General features: G+C 61.1%; 19 protein-coding genes, 2 tRNA genes and 1 pseudogene. 14 read left to right on the top strand and 8 right to left on the bottom strand.

Features of this window, described 5'->3' with window-relative positions; translation table 11 throughout:
• Positions 1-44 precede the first annotated feature (44 nt).
• A complete protein-coding gene (locus tag AC1MEK_RS02595; RefSeq protein ID WP_480394689.1) occupies positions 45-554 on the top strand; it encodes a DUF1993 domain-containing protein in 510 nt (169 codons plus the stop codon).
• A 150-nt stretch (positions 555-704) separates the two neighbouring features.
• Complete coding sequence (locus AC1MEK_RS02590; RefSeq protein ID WP_480394688.1) at positions 705-1,862, top strand: MFS transporter; 1,158 nt, start codon at positions 705-707, stop codon at positions 1,860-1,862.
• On the opposite strand, the gene nhaR is transcribed toward AC1MEK_RS02590, so the two are convergent.
• Positions 1,859-2,755, bottom strand: a complete 897-nt coding sequence (gene nhaR / locus AC1MEK_RS02585) for a transcriptional activator NhaR (RefSeq protein ID WP_480394687.1) — start codon at positions 2,753-2,755, stop codon at positions 1,859-1,861. The genes AC1MEK_RS02590 and nhaR overlap by 4 nt on opposite strands.
• Positions 2,756-2,886: 131 nt before the next feature.
• On the opposite strand from nhaR, the gene AC1MEK_RS02580 reads away from it, so the two are divergent.
• On the top strand, positions 2,887-3,642 hold the full coding sequence (locus AC1MEK_RS02580) for a TerC family protein (protein WP_480394686.1): 756 nt from the start codon (positions 2,887-2,889) through the stop codon (positions 3,640-3,642).
• Positions 3,643-3,757: 115 nt separating this feature from the next.
• Here AC1MEK_RS02580 and AC1MEK_RS02575 read toward each other — a convergent pair whose 3' ends face one another.
• Complete coding sequence (locus tag AC1MEK_RS02575; RefSeq protein WP_480394685.1) at positions 3,758-3,934, bottom strand: hypothetical protein; 177 nt, start codon at positions 3,932-3,934, stop codon at positions 3,758-3,760.
• Positions 3,935-4,169: 235 nt separating this feature from the next.
• Here AC1MEK_RS02575 and AC1MEK_RS02570 point away from each other — a divergent pair, with 235 nt between their 5' ends.
• Positions 4,170-4,856 carry a cysteine peptidase family C39 domain-containing protein gene (locus AC1MEK_RS02570; RefSeq protein ID WP_480394684.1) on the top strand — a complete coding sequence of 229 codons (687 nt, stop codon included), beginning with the start codon at positions 4,170-4,172 and terminating at the stop codon, positions 4,854-4,856.
• Between the two features lie 170 nt (positions 4,857-5,026).
• Here the strand turns inward: AC1MEK_RS02570 and AC1MEK_RS02565 are convergent, their stop codons facing one another.
• Complete coding sequence (locus tag AC1MEK_RS02565) at positions 5,027-6,310, bottom strand: NAD(P)/FAD-dependent oxidoreductase (RefSeq protein WP_480394683.1); 1,284 nt, start codon at positions 6,308-6,310, stop codon at positions 5,027-5,029.
• A gap of 204 nt (positions 6,311-6,514) precedes the next feature.
• On the opposite strand from AC1MEK_RS02565, the gene AC1MEK_RS02560 reads away from it, so the two are divergent.
• Positions 6,515-6,591: transfer RNA gene (locus tag AC1MEK_RS02560), tRNA-Val, on the top strand.
• An 87-nt stretch (positions 6,592-6,678) separates the two neighbouring features.
• Here the strand turns inward: AC1MEK_RS02560 and AC1MEK_RS02555 are convergent.
• From AC1MEK_RS02555 to AC1MEK_RS02545, 3 genes are all read right to left on the bottom strand, one after another.
• Positions 6,679-6,897: a hypothetical protein gene (locus AC1MEK_RS02555; RefSeq protein ID WP_480394682.1), complete on the bottom strand. Its 219-nt coding sequence runs from the start codon at positions 6,895-6,897 to the stop codon at positions 6,679-6,681.
• Between the two features lie 162 nt (positions 6,898-7,059).
• The gene (locus AC1MEK_RS02550; protein ID WP_480394681.1) at positions 7,060-7,401 is read right to left on the bottom strand and encodes a hypothetical protein; all 342 of its coding nucleotides are present in this window, start codon (positions 7,399-7,401) and stop codon (positions 7,060-7,062) included.
• A gap of 92 nt (positions 7,402-7,493) precedes the next feature.
• A complete protein-coding gene (locus tag AC1MEK_RS02545) occupies positions 7,494-8,534 on the bottom strand; it encodes a hypothetical protein (RefSeq protein ID WP_480394680.1) in 1,041 nt (346 codons plus the stop codon).
• Between the two features lie 231 nt (positions 8,535-8,765).
• Here AC1MEK_RS02545 and AC1MEK_RS02540 point away from each other — a divergent pair.
• The 3 genes from AC1MEK_RS02540 to AC1MEK_RS02530 all read left to right on the top strand — a co-directional run bounded on the left by AC1MEK_RS02540 (position 8,766) and on the right by AC1MEK_RS02530 (position 10,072).
• Positions 8,766-8,842, top strand: a tRNA-Val gene (locus tag AC1MEK_RS02540).
• Positions 8,843-9,074: 232 nt separating this feature from the next.
• The gene (locus AC1MEK_RS02535; RefSeq protein WP_480394679.1) at positions 9,075-9,629 is read left to right on the top strand and encodes a DUF4174 domain-containing protein; all 555 of its coding nucleotides are present in this window, start codon (positions 9,075-9,077) and stop codon (positions 9,627-9,629) included.
• Between the two features lie 98 nt (positions 9,630-9,727).
• A complete protein-coding gene (locus tag AC1MEK_RS02530) occupies positions 9,728-10,072 on the top strand; it encodes a 2-oxoacid ferredoxin oxidoreductase (protein ID WP_480394678.1) in 345 nt (114 codons plus the stop codon).
• A gap of 15 nt (positions 10,073-10,087) precedes the next feature.
• Here AC1MEK_RS02530 and AC1MEK_RS02525 read toward each other — a convergent pair whose 3' ends face one another.
• Both AC1MEK_RS02525 and dacB read right to left on the bottom strand, forming a co-directional pair.
• Positions 10,088-10,720 (bottom strand): DUF5666 domain-containing protein, encoded by a 633-nt coding sequence (locus tag AC1MEK_RS02525; RefSeq protein WP_480394677.1) that lies wholly within the window; start codon positions 10,718-10,720, stop codon positions 10,088-10,090.
• 157 nt (positions 10,721-10,877) lie between these two features.
• Positions 10,878-12,344 carry a D-alanyl-D-alanine carboxypeptidase/D-alanyl-D-alanine endopeptidase gene (dacB, locus tag AC1MEK_RS02520; RefSeq protein ID WP_480394676.1) on the bottom strand — a complete coding sequence of 489 codons (1,467 nt, stop codon included), beginning with the start codon at positions 12,342-12,344 and terminating at the stop codon, positions 10,878-10,880.
• A 318-nt stretch (positions 12,345-12,662) separates the two neighbouring features.
• Between dacB and AC1MEK_RS02515 the strand changes: the two genes are divergently transcribed.
• From AC1MEK_RS02515 to AC1MEK_RS02490, 6 genes and pseudogenes are all read left to right on the top strand, one after another.
• The gene (locus tag AC1MEK_RS02515) at positions 12,663-13,007 is read left to right on the top strand and encodes a YggL 50S ribosome-binding family protein (RefSeq protein ID WP_480394675.1); all 345 of its coding nucleotides are present in this window, start codon (positions 12,663-12,665) and stop codon (positions 13,005-13,007) included.
• Between the two features lie 967 nt (positions 13,008-13,974).
• Positions 13,975-14,175, top strand: a complete 201-nt coding sequence (locus AC1MEK_RS02510) for an MbtH family protein (protein WP_081569556.1) — start codon at positions 13,975-13,977, stop codon at positions 14,173-14,175.
• A 43-nt stretch (positions 14,176-14,218) separates the two neighbouring features.
• Positions 14,219-15,202 carry a TauD/TfdA family dioxygenase gene (locus tag AC1MEK_RS02505; RefSeq protein ID WP_480394778.1) on the top strand — a complete coding sequence of 328 codons (984 nt, stop codon included), beginning with the start codon at positions 14,219-14,221 and terminating at the stop codon, positions 15,200-15,202.
• Positions 15,203-15,216: 14 nt separating this feature from the next.
• Positions 15,217-16,050, top strand: a complete 834-nt coding sequence (locus AC1MEK_RS02500; RefSeq protein WP_480394674.1) for a formyltransferase family protein — start codon at positions 15,217-15,219, stop codon at positions 16,048-16,050.
• A gap of 30 nt (positions 16,051-16,080) precedes the next feature.
• Positions 16,081-16,845 (top strand): siderophore-iron reductase FhuF, encoded by a 765-nt coding sequence (gene fhuF, locus AC1MEK_RS02495; protein ID WP_480394673.1) that lies wholly within the window; start codon positions 16,081-16,083, stop codon positions 16,843-16,845.
• A 135-nt stretch (positions 16,846-16,980) separates the two neighbouring features.
• Positions 16,981-17,805 (top strand): annotated as a pseudogene (locus AC1MEK_RS02490) (cache domain-containing protein); the annotation flags it as partial.
• Between the last annotated feature and the right edge of the window lie 231 nt (positions 17,806-18,036).

Raw genomic sequence — 18,036 nt, 5'->3', positions numbered from 1 at the left:
GCTGCATGCCTTTTCAATGTGACTTCATCCCATCAGGAACTGCCATGACCATTTCTCTGTATGCCGCTTCGATTCCTGTCTTCAAGCAAATGCTCACCGCCCTGGGCGCGGTGCTGAAAAAAGGCGAAGAGCACGCCGCCGCCAAAAACATCCAGCCGGATGCCCTGCTGCAGGCACGTCTGTTCCCTGACATGTTCCCGCTGGTGCGCCAGGTGCAGATCGCCGTGGACTTCGCCAAAGGCGCGGGCGCGCGTCTGTCCGGTATCGAGCCGCCGAAATACGACGACACAGAAACCACCTTCGCCGAGCTGCAAGCGTTGCTGACCAAGGTGCTGGCTTTCCTGGACACCATCACCCCTGACCAGGTTGACGGTAATGAAGAGCGCGAGATCGTGCTGCGTCCGGGCACCGACAAGGAAAAACGCCTGAGCACCCAGAAATACCTGCTGCATTACTCCCTGCCGCAGTTCTTCTTCCACGTCACCACCACTTACGATCTGCTGCGCCACAATGGCGTGGAAGTCGGTAAGCGCGATTATATGGGCACGTTCTAAGCCTGGCTGCCCAGGCGTTCTCACTGAACGCTTGCTCCCGACCGCCGTCTGAATCGTTCAGGCGGCGGTATCTGTTGCCATCGCCTCCCGTTTTTTTCACCCGACCGACCGCTCCGCGAGGACTGGTCGTTTCGTCGTTCTGGAGATTTGATGTTTTTCCCTATCTACCTGTTGTCGGCCGCCGGATTCACGGTGTTGACCACAGAGTTCGTCATCGTAGGTCTCTTGCCGGCCATCGCCCGCGACCTGTCGGTCAGCATCCCTCAGGCCGGCCTGCTGGTGACGCTGTTCGCCTTTACCGTGGCCTGCTTCGGACCGTTCCTGACCGCTTATTTCTCGCGCTTCGAGCGCAAGCGCCTGTTCATCTCGGTGCTGATCATGTTCGCGGTGTCCAACGCCGTCGCGGCACTGGCGCCCAATATCTGGGTCATGGCACTTGCCCGGCTGGTACCGGCACTGGGCTTGCCGGTGTTCTGGGCACTGGCCAGCGAGACGGCCGTTGACATCGTCGGCCCTGACCACGCCGGGCGGGCCATCGCCAAGATCGGCTTCGGCATCGTCTGCGCCACGGTGTTCGGCATTCCGGTGGGCACGCTGATTTCCGACGCCTTCGGCTGGCGCAGCGCTTTCGCGATCCTCTCGGTGGTGGCCTTTGCCAAGGCCTTGCTGCTGTTCATTTACCTGCCGCGCAGCGTGCACAAGAATCAGGCATCGTTCGGCAGTCAGTTCGGCATCCTCAAAAGCCGGGTGATGCAGGGGCACGTGTTGCTCTCGGTGCTGGTGTTCAGCGGCATGTTCACGGCGTACACCTATCTGGCCGACATGCTCGAACGCCTGGCCGGGTTCAACGGCACGGTGGTGGGCTGGTGCCTGATGGGCTTCGGTGCAGTGGGGCTGCTGGGCAACTCGCTGGGCGGGCGTCTGGTGGACCGCCACCCGCTGATCGCCAGCCTGACCTTCTGCACCTTCATGGTCGGCGGCATGGTCATGGTGGTACCGAGCATGCATTCGCTGCCGGCGTTGGCTCTGGCGTTGGCGGTGTGGGGCGTGACCCAGGCGGCGCTGTTCCTGGTCAGCCACGTACGGCTGATGAAAGCTGCGCCCCAGGCACCGGCTTTCGCGGCCTCGCTGAACATCGCCGGGGCGAATCTGGGGATCGGTATCGGCGCGATCATCGGCGGCCGGGTCATCGATCATCTGGGCCTGGGCAATCTGGGCTTTGCTGCCGCCGGCATCATCCTGCTGTCGATCCTGCTGGCGCTGTTGCTGATGACTGCCAGGCCCCAAGCTCAGGCCTGTGAAGCCTAGTCAGTGAACAGCTGCTGTCGCGCCCCCTCGGTAATCGCCACGATGCCGGGGTGCTTGACCTTGCGTTCGACCGAGATCGCGTAAAACGACTCGGTCACCGCTTCGGTCTGGCCAATCAGTTCGACGTCGTACTGCTCCATCACCTCATCGGCAATCACGCTGGGTGCGACGAAAATCCCGCTGCCGGACTTGCCGAAGGCCTTCATCAGGGCGCTGTCATCGAACTCGCCGACGATTCTCGGTTGCACGTTCTGCTCGGCGAACCAGCGCATCAGGCGGCTGTGCACCACGGTCTGCTGGCCGGGCACCAGAAGCGGTGCTCCTTGCATGCCGTGGGGGAAGTCTTGGCCGTAGGTGTGAGCCAGCGCCGTGGTGGCGAAAAAGCTGACGCCGCATTCCCCCAGTTTCTGGCTGTAGCCCTTGATGTCCAAGTGCGAGGGCATGGGGCTGTCGGAAATCACCAGGTCCAGCCGTGCAATGGCCAGATCCGCCAGCAACCGCTCCAGTTGGTCTTCCCGGCAGGTGATGCGCATCGGCTCGCTCAGCGCCATGGTCGGCGCGATCAGGCGATAAACGATCGACTTGGGCACCACATCCGCCACGCCGACGCGAAACGGGATCTGCTGCTCATCGGGCTGGGCGCGCAGCAGGCTTTCCAGCTCACCGCCCAGCTGGAACATCTGTTCGGCGTAGGGCAGGGCGATGCGCCCGGTTTCGGTCAGTTCCAGCTGGCGCCCGACGCGGGTGAACAGGGCGACGCCGAAGGTCTGTTCCAGCAGGCTGATCTGGCCGCTGATGGTCTGCGGCGTCAGGTTCAACTGCTCGCACGCGCGCACAATGCTGCCGGTCTTGGCCACCACCCAGAAATAATGCAGTTGCCTATAGTTGAGCATAGGGTGCGACGCCTTCTGATACTTCGTTAAAACCGAAGTATACGCCTTGAAAATACGAATTTTCCTGAAGTGTTTCGCTCTCTAGAATTCGCGCTGTCCCTTTTTGTAACAAACTCACTGGATACCGGCACATGGAATATCTTCTGGAACTGGCTGCAAGCCCTACGGCATGGATTGCCCTGGCGACCCTGGTGGTCATGGAAATCGTGCTGGGTATCGACAACCTCATCTTCATCTCGATCCTGACCAACAAGCTGCCGGTGCATCAGCGCACCAAGGCGCGTCGGATCGGTATCAGCATGGCGCTGATTCTGCGTCTGGGCCTGCTGACCACAGTGGCCTGGATCGTTCAGCTGACCGAACCTGTGATCGAGATCATGGGGCAGGTGTTCTCCTGGAAGGACATGATCCTGATTGCCGGTGGCCTGTTTCTGGTGTGGAAGGCCACCACCGAGATCCACCACAGCATGGACGTCAGAGGTGAAGAAGAAAAAGCCGTGTCCAATACCGTTACGCTCGGCATGGCCGCTGCGATCGGGCAGATCCTGATGCTCGACCTGGTGTTCTCCATCGACAGCATCGTGACGGCTGTGGGCATGACCGAGCACTTGCCGATCATGGTCATCGCGGTGATCGCTGCCGTGATCGTGATGCTGGTGGCGTCCGAGCCTCTGGCCAAGTTCATCAACGACAACCCGACGGTGGTCATGCTGGCGCTGGGCTTTTTGATCATGATCGGCATGACGCTGATCGCCGAAGGCTTTGGCGCCCACGTACCGAAAGGCTATGTGTATACCGCGATGGCGTTCTCGGCCCTGATCGAAGGCCTGAACATGCTGGCGCGTCGGGCGAAGCTCAAGCGCCAGCAAGCTGAAGAGGCTGCCTAGGAAATCTGAACGACGGGCCGTCGAGAGCGGTGGCGCAATGGAAAACGGTCGGGATGGGAGCACCATCACCGACCGTTTTTTTATCCACTTCTAATGATTGGGGTTGAACAACGATTCAATGCGCGTGGGCATGCCGGTGCTTGCGCTCAGCCACCTGCGCAGGTTTGACGATCGGCGTGCTGTGGTGGTGCGGGTGATGGCGACGGGCAATGCGCATCACACCCCATAGCATGGCGCCCGCGACGGCCAGCCACGCAGCGATCAACATCACAATGGTCATTCCGAGGCTCATGGGTTCCTCCGGTCTTCGCTCTTCGTCTCTTTCTAACCGACAGTCTAGTACGCTGGTTGTTGCTGAAAATTGACCGAAGGTCGCGTTTGCAGGACCGTTTTGTTCTATCGGTGCTGATTGACTGCGTGTTGAGGCTATACCCCGGGCCAAAGCGGTTCTATGATCGGCGTCCGGCCGGGTCGCGGGTTGCCCGGCGCCAGACAAGTGAGTGAACAACGTGCCGGTACTGTCGCGAATGGATGTCCTTGGGGCCAAACGGAAATGGTGCGCCTTGGGCCTGGCCCTGTTGCTGGCCGGTTGCGCCGATTCCCACACCTACAAGCCCGGTTACCCGGCGATGTACAAGAACCTTCCGGACCGGGTCGAGATCAACGCGGTGCCGTTCTTCCGCGGCAAGGCCTACAACAGTGGCCCCAACGCGCTGGCCAGCATGCTCACCGTGCATGGTGTGCAGACCACCCCGGGCCTGCTGGAAAAACCGCTGAAACTGCCGGGCGCCGAGGAAAAACTCGACCAGAGCATGAGCAACCTGGCCCGTGAATACGGTTTTGTGGTGTATCCGATTGACCACCAGTTCACCGACTTGCTGGCCCAAGTGTCGGCCGGTTACCCGGTGCTGCTGCGCTTCTCGGAAGGCTCGATGTGGTGGAAGGACCAGCGCTACGGCGTGCTGGTAGGCTTCAACCAGAACAAGCGCACGGTGTTGATCTACACCGGCCTTGGCCGATTGACCGTGAGCTTCGACGAGTTCACCTCGGACTGGAACAACGCCGGCAATTGGGCCATTCTCGTCCAGAGCCCACGCCAGTTGCCGACGCCGGTCGATCGCGAACGCTGGCTCAAGGCGGCCAACGACCTCGCGCAGGCGGGGCAGGAACAGGCGGCGGGCGAGGCGGTGAAGGCGATCAACAACCCTCGCTAACGGTATGCCCGGCAGCCGGCAGCGCTCTCAAGATCGCCCCGCCGGCAAGCCGTGCTGCTACGGGGCGGGGTTGGTTGCCGGATATGTGATCAACACATTCGCCCGTAGCAGCCGGGCTTGCCCGCGGGTGGGCGGTGTGATCGCCATCACCCGCAAGCCGAATCGCCGAATCAGAACCCCAACTTGTCCCGCAAGCTGTAATACCACGCGCCCATCGCCGTCAGCGGCGTGCGCAGCAATTGCCCGCCGGGGAACGGGTAATGCGGCAACCCGGCAAACGCATCGAAGCGCTCGGCTTGCCCGCGCAGCGCCTCGGCCAGCACCTTGCCCGCCAGATGTGTGTAGGTCACGCCATGGCCGCTGCAACCCTGGGAGTAATAGATGTTGTCGCCCAGTCGGCCGACCTGTGGCAGCCGCGACAGGGTCAGCAGGAAATTGCCGGTCCAGGCGTAATCGATCTTCACATCCTTGAGTTGCGGGAAGGCCTTGAGCATCTTCGGGCGGATGATCGATTCGATGTTCGCCGGATCGCGGGCGCCATACACCACGCCGCCGCCGAAGATCAGGCGCTTGTCGCCGGAAAGGCGGTAGTAGTCGAGCAGGTAGTTGCAGTCCTCGACGCAGTAATCCTGAGGCAGCAGGCTGCTGGCCAATTCTTCGCTCAGCGGCTCGGTGGTAATGACCTGCGTGCCGCACGGCATCGACTTGGCTGCCAGTTCCGGCACCAGATTGCCCAGGTAGGCGTTGCCCGCGACGATGATGAACTTCGCCCGGACCTTGCCCTGCGCGGTATGCACGACGGGACTCGCGCCGCGTTCGATACGAATGGCCGCCGATTGCTCATGAATGACCCCGCCCAGCGACTCCACCGCCGCCGCTTCGCCGAGCGCCAGGTTCAGCGGATGAATATGGCCGCCGCTCATGTCGAGCATGCCGCCGATGTACTGGTCGCAGGCCACGACCTCGCGAATGCGGCGCTGATCCATCAGCTCCAGTTGCGTGTGGCCATAACGCTCCCAGAGTTTTTTCTGCGATTCCAGGTGGCCCATCTGCTTGCTGGTCAGCGCAGCAAATACACCGCCGTCTTTCAGATCGCACTGGATCTGATATTTGGCCACGCGTTCGCGTATGATGCGCCCACCTTCGAACGCCATCTGCCCCATCAGCTGCGCCTGTTTCGGGCCAACGGTGCGTTCGATGACATCGATGTCGCGGCTGTAGCTGTTGACGATCTGCCCACCATTGCGGCCAGACGCCCCGAAGCCCACCTTCGCGGCTTCCAGCACCGTGACCTTGAAGCCGTTTTCCAGCAGGAACAGGGCGCTCGACAGGCCGGTGTAACCGGCACCGATGATGCACACATCGGTCTCGACCTCGCCTTGCAGCATCGGCCGGGCAGGGGCGGGATTGGCCGATGCGGCATAGTAAGACTGCGGGTACGCGGTGTTCGTCATCCTGTGAGCCCTGTTTTATATTTTGAACGATGCGCCGATCCTACCTGAGATAAATGGGCGCCACCAGCGGATCATCCACTGAAAAGTGTTTGAAATATGTGCCGCTTACGTCATGTGCGTATCAAAAGATCAGAATATTCAAAGAGTTAGCTGAAATTAACGCTTGACACCTTGTCGAATATTCGTAGAATACCGACCCACAGCAGGCACGTAGCTCAGTTGGTTAGAGCACCACCTTGACATGGTGGGGGTCGTTGGTTCGAGTCCAATCGTGCCTACCAGACACAACCCGCTCTGCTGGGCGGGTTACGAAAAGGGCGAATCAAAAGATTCGCCCTTTTTTGTTGTCTGCGGATCAGAGATTGCCGTTACGCCTTCGCCCGACTGATCCGCCCGGCGCGGATTTCATCCACATATGCCCGCAGCCGGTCGGCATCGCGGTATTGCTGATTCATCAGGTGCAACACCGCCACCACGTCGACATCCTCGATGCTCTCGGCCAGGCGGCTGATTTCTCCGGCGGTGCGTTCCAGGTTGCCGGCGATGGCGTTCAGGTCTCGCTTGAGTTCGAGCGCTGACTTTTTCATTCCCACGGTGTCGATCCCCCAAAACCGAAAGGACAGGCCGATTGGATCGGCGCTGTCCTTTCTTAGCAATGCAATGTAACAACGGCGTGATGCTAGACGACGGCGGTGAGGTTAGCCGTCGGCGGGGGCTGCGGTTTGTGTGGGCACTTTCCGATTGTTCGGTCAGCCACCGACACCGCCTGCGCTCGACGAGCCACCAGCCGAACCTTTCGAGCCGCTGCCCATCGAGCCGCTGCCGGTGCTGTCGCCGCCCGGCAGGTCGGCATCGTCGTTGTGCTGCTGGGTGCCAGTGCCCGTGTTCATGCCGCGACGGATGCCGGTACCGGGGTCGCCCTTGTCCATGTCGGTGCCCTGTCGCTGCACGTCGCTGCCCTGGGTTCTGGGGTCGATGCCCATCTGCGAGGGCGTCGGGCCCATTTCCGGCGATGCTGCGCTTGCGAATGCTCCGGGGGAGCCGGCAATCAACGCACAACCCAAAACCAGTGTCGCAAACGATCTGTTCATCAGGTGATCTCCGTGTCGTCAATCCTGTGATGACTTTGGCCGTCTGAGTCTCAACAAAGTGCCATCATGGCGACCAGCGGCGGTATGTGAATTCACGGCTGGATCGGCGGCGGTGTCTCCGGCGCCACTGTTTCCAGGGATGACGGCAGCAGCGGTGCGTCGCCCAGGCTGCCTTCGATCTGCCCGGCCAGGTAATAGACCCCGGACATGACGCCGAACTGCGGGTTGTCGATCAGGCTGCGTTTCTTGTCGTTGAGCGCTGAATACAGGCTGTTGCGCATCTGCTCTTCCATCGAGGCCCGTTCGTTCTGATGGGTAATGGCGCCAAAGCCGATGGTGCCGACCGAGATCATCAGCCCGGCGACTCTTCCCACCACAGCGGCAACGGCGCTGGCGGCGCCGCGCGGGGCGAGGCTGGCTTCGAGTTTTTCGCTGGAGCGAATGGCCACCGACGAAATGCCCGCGTCGGGGCGCCCGGCTTCAGGGCCGGTGGCAGCCTCGTGAATGCGCTCGATCAAGGCAGCGTAGGCGGGCAGTTTGACCAGAGGCTCGGCATGGACGAGCTGATACAGCGTTGCATTGCTGCTTGAGGGGGGCGCCAGGGCGATGGCGGGAATGTTGTTGAGGTGAGCGTTGAACTGCTCGATCGGAATCTGGTGGCGCTCGGCAATCGAAGGCAGTTGCTGGCCCAGTTGCTGGATGTAGTACGCCGTGGCCTGGTTCGTCACGGCTTCGGGGTCGATCTGTTTCGACACCGGGTCTAGCACCCGTTCGTGGTATTGCTCCTGCAGGTAGGCGTCCAGGCGCTGGGCCGCCGTCGGTTCGCCCTTCTTGGCGCTGACCTTGTACCAGCTCACTTTTAGCGTCAGCCATTGCTGGGTCCAGTAGCCGGCGAACCAGGGAATGAAGTGCGATTCGGTGCGCTGATAGACGCTGTCCATCCAGCTGTCCATGGTCTGGGTGGCGTAGTGGCGGGCGGGGAGGGTCGCGTTCTTGGATGCCGCGAGGATTTCCTGGTCGACCTGGTACCAGGTTTCGGCGGCGATGGGGGTCGCGACGGGCGCAGGTTTGGGGGCGGACGCGCAACCGGCGAGCATCAGCGTTACGGAAAACAGCAGGGCGCGCGCGATCACGATGGCAATCCCCCGCGTGTGTCTGGGGCGTTGGATCCGTGGCTGGCGTGGGTGAGTCAGCCAAGGGTTTTTTCAGTATAGGCGGGCAAAACGGCGGGGTAGCGCAGGCGATGGTTTCCCGGTTGCTGGGCGCAGGCAGGGGGCGCTGCAAAAAATTCGCATATTCATAGGGTTAGTGTGAAAAAAGACGTTGACACACTTTCGAATATCCGTAGAATGCCGCCTCACAGCAGGCACGTAGCTCAGTTGGTTAGAGCACCACCTTGACATGGTGGGGGTCGTTGGTTCGAGTCCAATCGTGCCTACCAGATACAACCCGCTCTGCTGGGCGGGTTACGAAAAGGGCGAATCGAAAGATTCGCCCTTTTTTGTTGCCTGTCATTTGATGGGCCTGCAAGTCCCGTCGTTCGAGCGGTGCGCTTCTCTGGAAACAGGCGCCTACGTTCCCTTCCGAAAAAAATCCTGATTTTTCAATCCATCGGCTGGACCTTTTGCCACGATGCGCGATCATCAGTGCATGGATATCGAAAGGAGGTGCGTATGTTAAGTCGGTCACTGACCCTTGCCATTCTGTTTGCCGTGTCCAGCCCGTTGCTGGCGGCCGACAGTGATACCCCACTGGCCCAGGAGCGTGGCAGGTCGCGGCCGTTGATCATCATTGCTTCAAGCTCCGTGGATCCGACGCTGGTGAGCCTGAAGAAAAGCCTCGCCGAGCCGGCCAACAAGGAGGCCTTCACCAAGCGCAATATGGTGCTCTACACCATCGTCAACATGATGGGGCAGCGCGAGGGCAGGGACATGGACGCGCAGTCGACCATGGCCCTGATTCGTGATCTCAAGCTGGGCGCACGCGCAGGCTCCGAGGCGCAGGTGATCCTGGTGGGCAAGGACGGCGAGACCAAGATCGACCACAAGGGCGCCATCGATCCGAAAGAAATCTTCAGTACCATCGACCAGATGCCCATGGCCGAAAAGGAAGCGGCCGCCCCGGCACCGGTGGCGCCTGCCGCCGAGCCCAAGGCCGCCGCCAATGGCAAGCCCGGCAAGGCAGGCAAGGGTGCACCGGCTGCAGCACCCACGCCGCTGGATGACTGATGCACTGTGACAAAAGCTATGACAAAGGCTGTTGCAAAGAATAGAAGCGAAGCTGGCCATGCTGCTAACATCGCTCCTTTTTTATCGAAAGGACTGTCATGAAACATTGGGCGGGAGCGGTAGCGCTGGCGATGCTGGCAGGTTGCATGAACATGGGGTCAACCCGTTCGGCGGGGCCTGCGCAGGTCTACACCAGCCAGAAACCGGCGGTTGCGGTGGCTGAATGCATCAAGGTGACCTGGGCCAATGTGCAGCTGTTCGGCGACGTCGCGGACGTGTTCATGGACAAGGGCAAGCCGGGCGAATTCACCGTCTACACCACCGAGGGCGAATACTTTGCCGACGTGGCAGGCAAGGGCGGTTTGACCTCGATCAACTTCTACGCCAAGCCGGGCGCCAAGGTCGTCGACCAGCGCGGCGCTGCGCTGGCGACCTGCCTGTAATCTGCGCCGCCGGTTTTACATCGGCGGCGTCACGCCATTCTCACCCGCTGAAATGGACAGGGCCTGCAGCGCACCGCCCGCGTCCTTTTGCGCCTGCAGCACGATTTTTACCCCAGGCTTGAGCAGGCTGCGATCACCGGGTACCAGATTGACGATGGGCACGTCGTCGGGAATGACGATCGTCTTCTGACCACCCTTGTAGTTCACGGTGATGGTGCGCCCGTTGGTGTTCACCAGATCGCCCACCGAGCCGTTGGTCATGGTGCTGTCCTTGGCCAGGTCGAACGCGCGATGCCCGTCGCCGGTGCCTGCCATCTCGGGTGGGAAAACATGCACTTCCAGCGCCTTGAGCGTGCCGTCGGCTTGCGGTACGGCGGCCGAGCCGACGTAGCTGCCGGGTTTGATTTCCGACACCTGCGCCAGGGTCACGCCGCGCACCTGAGTGTCCTGAGTCAGCTTGACCTGCACATCTTCGCCACGATTGCTGTGGACCTTGAGCACATCGCCGTCAACGGCGGTGATCGCGCCGCGCACCCGAGTGGGCTTGGCGTCTTCGGCATGGGAGGGCAGTGCCATGAGCAGGGCCGTGGCGAGCATGCTTGCGGCCAGCATGTTGTCGAGCAGTCGTTTGCCGGAAGGAAGTTTCATGAGGGTCACAGTCCTGTGGGAGCGGAACGAGTGACAGAGCATAGCGCCGGATCTGCGCGCGGTTCATGACGTCTCTGTCAGAAACGCCCCGCAGATCGGCAGGCAGCAGGCAAAAAAAGACCGATCATATGATCGGTCTTTTTGGTTGCAGCGAGCGTTATTGCTGCAGCGAAATGGTGGTGTTGGCCAGCTTCGGCTGGTTGAACATGCTCACCAGCACTTCGTCCAGGATCGACGAGGCGCCCCATGGACGCGGGTCGTTGAGGATGGCGACCACTGCCCAGGTGTTGCCGTTGCTGTCGCGGCTGAAACCGGCGATGGCGCGCACGGTGTTCAGGGTGCCGGTCTTGATGTGAGCTTCGCCGCGCAGAGCGGTGCGCTTGAGGCGCTTGCGCATGGTGCCGTCCATCCCCGCCAGCGGCAGCGAGCTCATGAACTCGGCCTGATACGGGCTGTTCCATGCGGCCTGAAGCATCTGCGCCATTTCCCGGGCGCTGACGCGCTCGGCACGGGAAAGGCCCGAACCGTTCTCCATGACCAGATGCGGCGCGACGATGCCTTTCTTCGCCAGCCACTGGCGAATGACCCGCTGTGCGGCCTTGGCATCGTCGCCGTCGGCTTCGTTGCGGAACTCCGAACCCAGGCTCAGGAACAGCTGCTGGGCCATGGTGTTGTTACTGAATTTGTTGATGTCGCGAATGATTTCCGCCAGGTCCGGCGAATAGGCCTTGGCCAGCAGCTTGGCGCTGCCCGGCACGACGTCCAGGCGATCCTTGCCCTGGATGGTGCCACCCAGTTCCTGCCAGATCGCGCGCACGGCGCCGGCGGTGTAGGTCGGATGGTCAAGCAGCGACAGGTAGGTCTGCGAGTTGCAGCCGTCGCCCAACTGGCCGGACACGGTCACGGTGATGCCACCATCGGCTTCCGGCACCGGGTTGTACAGCACATCGCCCGTGCACTTGTTGGAGGCCAGGGCCTTGACCTGATTGTTGATGTGGATTGCGGCAATTGGCGGTTCCACCGACACCAGAATCTTGCCGCCATCGTTGCGGGTCACGAAGCGCAGGGCCTTGAGGTTGACCATCAGCGAGTCGGGACGGACCAGGAAGGGTTTGTTCTTGTCGTTGCCGTCGTCGTCGAACACCGGCAGTTGCGGCTGGATGAAATGGCTGCGGTCCAGCACCAGGTCGCCGGTCACCTGAGTGACGCCATTGGCGCGCAGGTCACGCATCAGCAGCCAGAGCTTTTCCATGTTCAGCTTGGGATCGCCGCCGCCCTTTAGGTACAGGTTGCCGCGCAGCACGCCGTTGCTCAGGGTGCCGTCGGTGTAGAACTCGGTTTTCCACTGGTGGGTCGGGCCGAGCATTTCCAGCGATGCGTAGGTGGTGACCAATTTCATGGTCGACGCCGGGTTCACCGAAACGTCAGCGTTGTAGACGGTCGGGGTGCCCGGGCCGGTCAGCGGCAGCAACACCAGCGACAGGGCACTGCGATCGAGCTTGCTGGCCTTCAGGGCCTGTTCGACCTTGGGCGGCAACGCGGTATTGATGGGGGCGGCAGAGACGCAGAGGGAAATCGGCAGGAGGAGGGAGGCAAGAAACAGTGGACGCAAAGATTTGATCATTCAATAAAACCCTACTGCAAGACGAGGGGGGAGAGGGGATGGATTCCCTCATGACTCAAAAAACCGGCACGGGTAAAAAGGTCCCGTCCCGCTGGAAAAAGGCGATGCCTTCCGCCAAAGCGGCATTATGCCGCAAGCGTTGGTGACTTGCGTCAGAGTATGGTCGTCAAACGCCGCTATTTTTGCAAAAGTCTTCGGATTGTCACGTTAAAACCCGATTTTCTGTGCAGGGTCGTCGGCTGATGACGTGGTTTTCGGGCTTTTGCGCAGCCAAACTGGTAGAGTGCCGCCCGATATTCATTTTTGAGGATTGTTTTCATGGCGACTAATCGTTCCCGCCGTCTGCGCAAGAAACTGTGCGTGGATGAATTTCAGGAGCTGGGCTTTGAATTGAACCTGGAGTTCAAGGAAGACCTGGACGACGCGGCGGTCGATGCCTTCCTCGACGCCTTCCTGGAGGAGGCCATGGATGCCAATGGTCTGGATTACGTGGGCGGCGACGACTACGGTCTGGTCTGCTCGGCCAAGCGTGGTTCGGTCACCGAAGAGCAGCGTGCAACCGTCGAGAGCTGGTTGAAGGCGCGCAGTGAAGTGACCAAGGTCGAAGTCAGCCCGCTGATGGATGCCTGGTACCCGGAAAAGCCGATCAATCCGGTTGGCTGATAGCCGCTGGGTTGGATCTGGAAAAGGGAAGTCGGTGAGAGCTGGCTTCCCTTTTTTTTGCGGTTTTTGAGATCAAGATCAGAGTCAAAGTCAAAGTCAAAGGCGTTCTTCCTAACGTCAGACCTGTTTCGACTTCGTCGAGTTACTTGGAAAAGACACCCAAGTAACCAAGGTGTCTTGCTCCTGGTTTGGCCCTCCTGCGTCGGGTACCTTCATTCCGGTCTCGTTCCGTGGGCACGGCGCGAAAGGGCCATCCATGGCCCACGCGCCTCTCGCGACATCCTGTCGCTCGTCCCACTCCACGAGACCTCCATTCAGCCTGCACCCAAGTCGCGATTTGTGGTGTCTGGGCTATTGCGCACGAAGATCAAAATCAAAAGCGATGGGCTAACGCCATCGATCGGCTAACGCCGCCCCCGTAGCACCCTGGCTTGCCCGCGGGTCGCCTTCAAGATCGCTCCCGCCGGCAAGCCGTGCTGCTACGGAGGGCATCGCTCTTGCGCTCTTGATTTGGCTTTTGATCTTTGTGCGCGACAGACCAGACGCCACAAATCGCGACTTGGGTGCAGGCTGAATGGAGGTCCCGCGTAGTGGGCCAAGCGGCAGGATGCCGCGCGAGGCGCGGGGCCATGGATGGCCCATTCGCGCCGGGCCCACGGAGCGGGACCGGAATGAAGGGACCCGACGCAGGAGGGCCAAACCAGGAGCAAGACACCTTGGTTACTTGGGTGTCTTTTCCAAGTAACTCGACGAAGTCGAAACAGATCTGACGTTAGGAAGAGCGCCTTTGATCTTGAAACAGCTCTGGCCTTAGCCAGAACAAAAAATCAGCATCACCTGCGCCATGAAGCATGAGCACGGTCTAAAAATCACGCTTTTAAAAAAACCACTAATCATCCCGCCCCCTCAATCGTCTTGTAGATAACGCCATCTGTACGAAGGCGATTCAACATGACGAGGTCCGCACATGAGCTTTGACGGCGAAAACACCCAATTCCGAGTCGTGATCAATCACGAAGAACAGTACTCCATCTGGCCCGACTACAAGGCCATCCCCGAAGGCTGGAAAAGCGTCGGTGTCGAAGGCGACAAACAGACCTGCCTGAACTACATCGAAACCACCTGGACCGACATGCGCCCCTTGAGCCTGCGCAAGGCCATGGCCTGATCAATCCCATTTCCAGCAGCTTCTGGAGCGACTGCCCATGAACATGAGCGTGCTCACGCCACACCAGCTTCACGTCGAAACCGGCTTCCCGCTGCGGGTCTATCCCGGCCAGGCAGGCGCCTCGCTGGCGGCTGAATTCGAATCCCTGCGCGGGGTGGTCGAGCGGATGCTCGAGCGCGACGGCGCCATCCTGTTCAGCGGCTTCGACAGCGACGGCGTCGAAGGCTTCCAGCGTTTCGCTGCGGCGTTCGGTCATCCGCTGCTCAACTACGAGTTCGGTTCGACCCCGCGCAGCAAGGTCGGCGGCAAGGGGGTGTACACCTCCACCGAATACCCGGCGCACCGCTCGATCCCGCTGCACAACGAACAGGCCTACACCACCGAATGGCCGATGCGCATCTGGTTCTACTGCGCCAAGGCTGCGGCCAGCGGTGGCGAGACGCCGATTGCCGACAGCCGCGAAGTGTTCCGCCGCATCGATCCGGCCCTGCGCAAGCGCTTCGAAGACAAGCGCCTGATGTACGTGCGCAACTACGGCAATGGCCTGGACCTGACCTGGGAGCAGGTGTTCAACACTGAGCAGCGCGGCGAAGTCGAAGCCTACTGCCACAAGCGCGGCATCCAGTGCGAGTGGACCGAAGACGGCGACCTGCGCACCCGCGAACTGGTACAGGGCGTGGCGCAACACCCGCGCACCAAGGACTGGGTCTGGTTCAATCAGGCGCACCTGTTCCACCTCTCCAACCTCGACCCGGAAATGCAGGAAATCCTGCTCGACACCGTGGGCGAGGAGGGCTTGCCGCGCAATGTCTATTACGGCGACGGCAGCCCGCTGGAAGAAGACGCGCTGGCGCAGATTCGCGGCGTGCTCGCTGAATGCGAAGTGGTGTTCCCCTGGAATACCGGCGATGTGCTGATGCTCGACAACATGCTCACCGCCCACTCGCGCAAGCCGTTCAGCGGCGAGCGCAAGGTGGTCGTGGCCATGGCCGAAGGCGTCAACGGCCACACGCTGCTCAATACTTGATGAGTTCGAAACCCATGCAGAAAACCAAACTTGTTTACGTCTGGTCGCTGCGTAACGGCTCGGCCGACAAGGCCGGTCAGTACGTCGATTACCACGGCGAAAAACGCTACATGAAGTCGCCGCTGGAATATCTGGTGCAGGCGCTCAACGACACGCCGCTGGGGGATTACTACTCCCTGGAAGCAGTGATCTGCGACGATAACCCCGAATCGGCCCGCGACCGCGAAAGCATCAAGGAATACGGCTTCGCGCCGGGGCAGGGCGAGCACTGGTTCTATCCAGCTGATCTCAAGGTCCAGGGCCGGCTGGTCAATGAATTGCTGGAAAACGTGCCGTCCACCTACCGCGCGCTGCCGCTGGGCGATGCTGGCCGGCCGGCGGGCAAATCGGATTTCGAGCGGCGTCTGGGCGAGCGCCTGCATGCCCTAGAAGCCGAGGTGGTGGTGCTCGACGGGCTGCTGGTGATCCTCGATGAACTGGTGCGTCCGGGCGCGGATTTCCATCGCCGCATCGTCAACATTCATCCAGGCATCACGCGCTTGGAATCGCCTTACGAGCGCCGCGGCGCCTATGCGACCCTCGATGCGCTGTATGGCGCCCGGGGCAAGAAGGTGATCGACTGGAAAACCCTCGAGACCGTGGACATCCCGGTGGTGGACATGACCGGCGCGTCGTTCCATTACGTCGACAACGGCATCGATTCGGGCGAGGTGATTTTCGACGTGCTCGACACGCCGATCGCCCCGGACGACACCATCCTGGAACTGCGCTGGAACAACTTCAACAACAGCCTGTTCCCGGCGCTGGAGCAGGGCTTGCTGGTGCTGGCGCGGCGTCAACCTCATTAACAGCTGCCCTGCAAACACGGCGCCCGCGCGATGATTGCCGCGCTGGCGCCGTTGTTCATTGCCGAATTCGCGCACTATCGCGACGTGCTGGTGCTGCACGATGACCCGCGTGCCGCCGTGCCATTGCCGAGGCTGCTGGGCGCCGATGGCTTCGACGAAATGCTCGGCCGCTTCAGCGCGCAGTACGCCGAAGGCGACAGACGCGGCCTGGCGTCGATCTGGACCAAGTACTATTTCATCAAACTGATTCCGCCGGTGGTCGCCGCATCGCTGATTCTCGACCATCGCCTGCCACTTCAACTGAACCAACTGCAACTGGTGCTCGACGAGCAGGGCATGCCCCAGGCCTTCAAGCTCCCCGATCCTGGCCAGCGTTGGACACCCAAACCCGCCGACCCCTTCGAGCGTTTCGCAGGTCTGATCGAAGACCACATGCGACCCTTCATCGACGCCATCGCCGGCCACGTCAATGTCTCGCCCAAGGTCCTGTGGAGCAACGCCGGCAATTACTTCGAGTGGCTTTTGGGCGTGCTCGCCGGGGCGATGCCCCATGCCGATCTCAGCCACGGCCGTGAACTGCTCGCCACGCAACACCTGCCCGATGGCACGCGCAACCCGCTGTACCAGCCGGTGCGTTATCTGAAACTGGCCGGGCAGGCCGGACTCAAGCGCCAGCGCCGGGTGTGCTGCGTGCGCTATCTGGTCGGCGGTCTGGCCTATTGCGAGAACTGCCCGCTGCCCAATCGCAAGGGCAGAACAGCCGTCGACCACGAATTGTCATTGCGCGAACGCTAGCGCCCAAGGGCCGCATCTTCTGCAACGTCAATAAAGCTGCCAACTGGTTGACGTCAATTTGCCATCAAATTATTTCAAGATGTACGATCACCGGCCGATAGTGGAAGACCACACGACCAGGAGGTGATTCGTCTCATGAAGTTGACCGTCAAGAGCAAGCTGCTGTGTCTTGCCATCATCCCCGCGTTGCTGTTCGCCCTGATTCTCAGTGGCGTGGCCTCGTGGATGTTGCAAAGCAGCGCCAATCAGGAAATGAAGGAAACCCGTGAACAGCTGGTGGAGCGCAACCGCCAGGTGCTGAAAAACTACGTCGACGTCGCGCTGACCACCATCAAGCCGCTGCATGATGCTTCCGCCCAGGGCGACATGGCCGCGCGGGACAAGGCGCTGGAGCTGCTCAAGCCGATGAAGTACGGCGACGACGGTTATTTCTTCGGTTACGACACCAAGGGCGTGCGGGTCTTCCGTGGCGACAGCCCGGCCGGGATCGGCAAGAGCTTTTGGGACACCCGCGATCCGGATGGCTCCTACCACTACCAGACCTTTGTCGAGGTCGCCAAAAACGGCAAGCATTACATCGACTACGCCGCGCCAAAGCCCGGTGACGAAGCGGTGCAGGTGCCCAAACTCGGCTACACCGTGTATCTGGACAAATGGGACATGGTGCTGGGCAGCGCGATCAACATGGACGACATCGACGCCGCCATGGTGCTGGAGCAGGAGGCTGTCACCAGCCGCACCCGCAGCATCCTGGTCAGCGTGTTCGTCGTGACCTTGATCCTGTTGCTGATCACCGCTGCCGCCGGTATCTGGACCGCCAACGGCATCGTCCGTCCGCTGCGCATTCTCAAGACCAACCTGGATGACATCGCTGCCGGCGACGGCGACCTGACCCACCGTCTGGTGGTCACCAGCCGCGACGAGCTGGGCGATCTGGCGGCCTCGTTCAACCTGTTCGTCGACAAGATCCACGCCATGGTGCGGCAGATCGCGCAGATGACCACCGACCTCGCAGGCCTGGTGGAGCAGGCAACGCAACAGACCCTGCGCTCCGAGCAGGCCATGCAGCGTCAGCGCGAAGAGACCGATCAGGTGGCCACGGCCATTCACGAGATGTCCGCTGCCGCACAGGAAGTCGCCCTGAGCGCGCAACGCGCCGCCGAAGCCGCCTCAGAAACCGACCAGCAAGGC

The organism is Pseudomonas sp. 2, from assembly GCF_056627435.1.
This window is presented reverse-complemented; position numbering and strand designations above follow the sequence as displayed.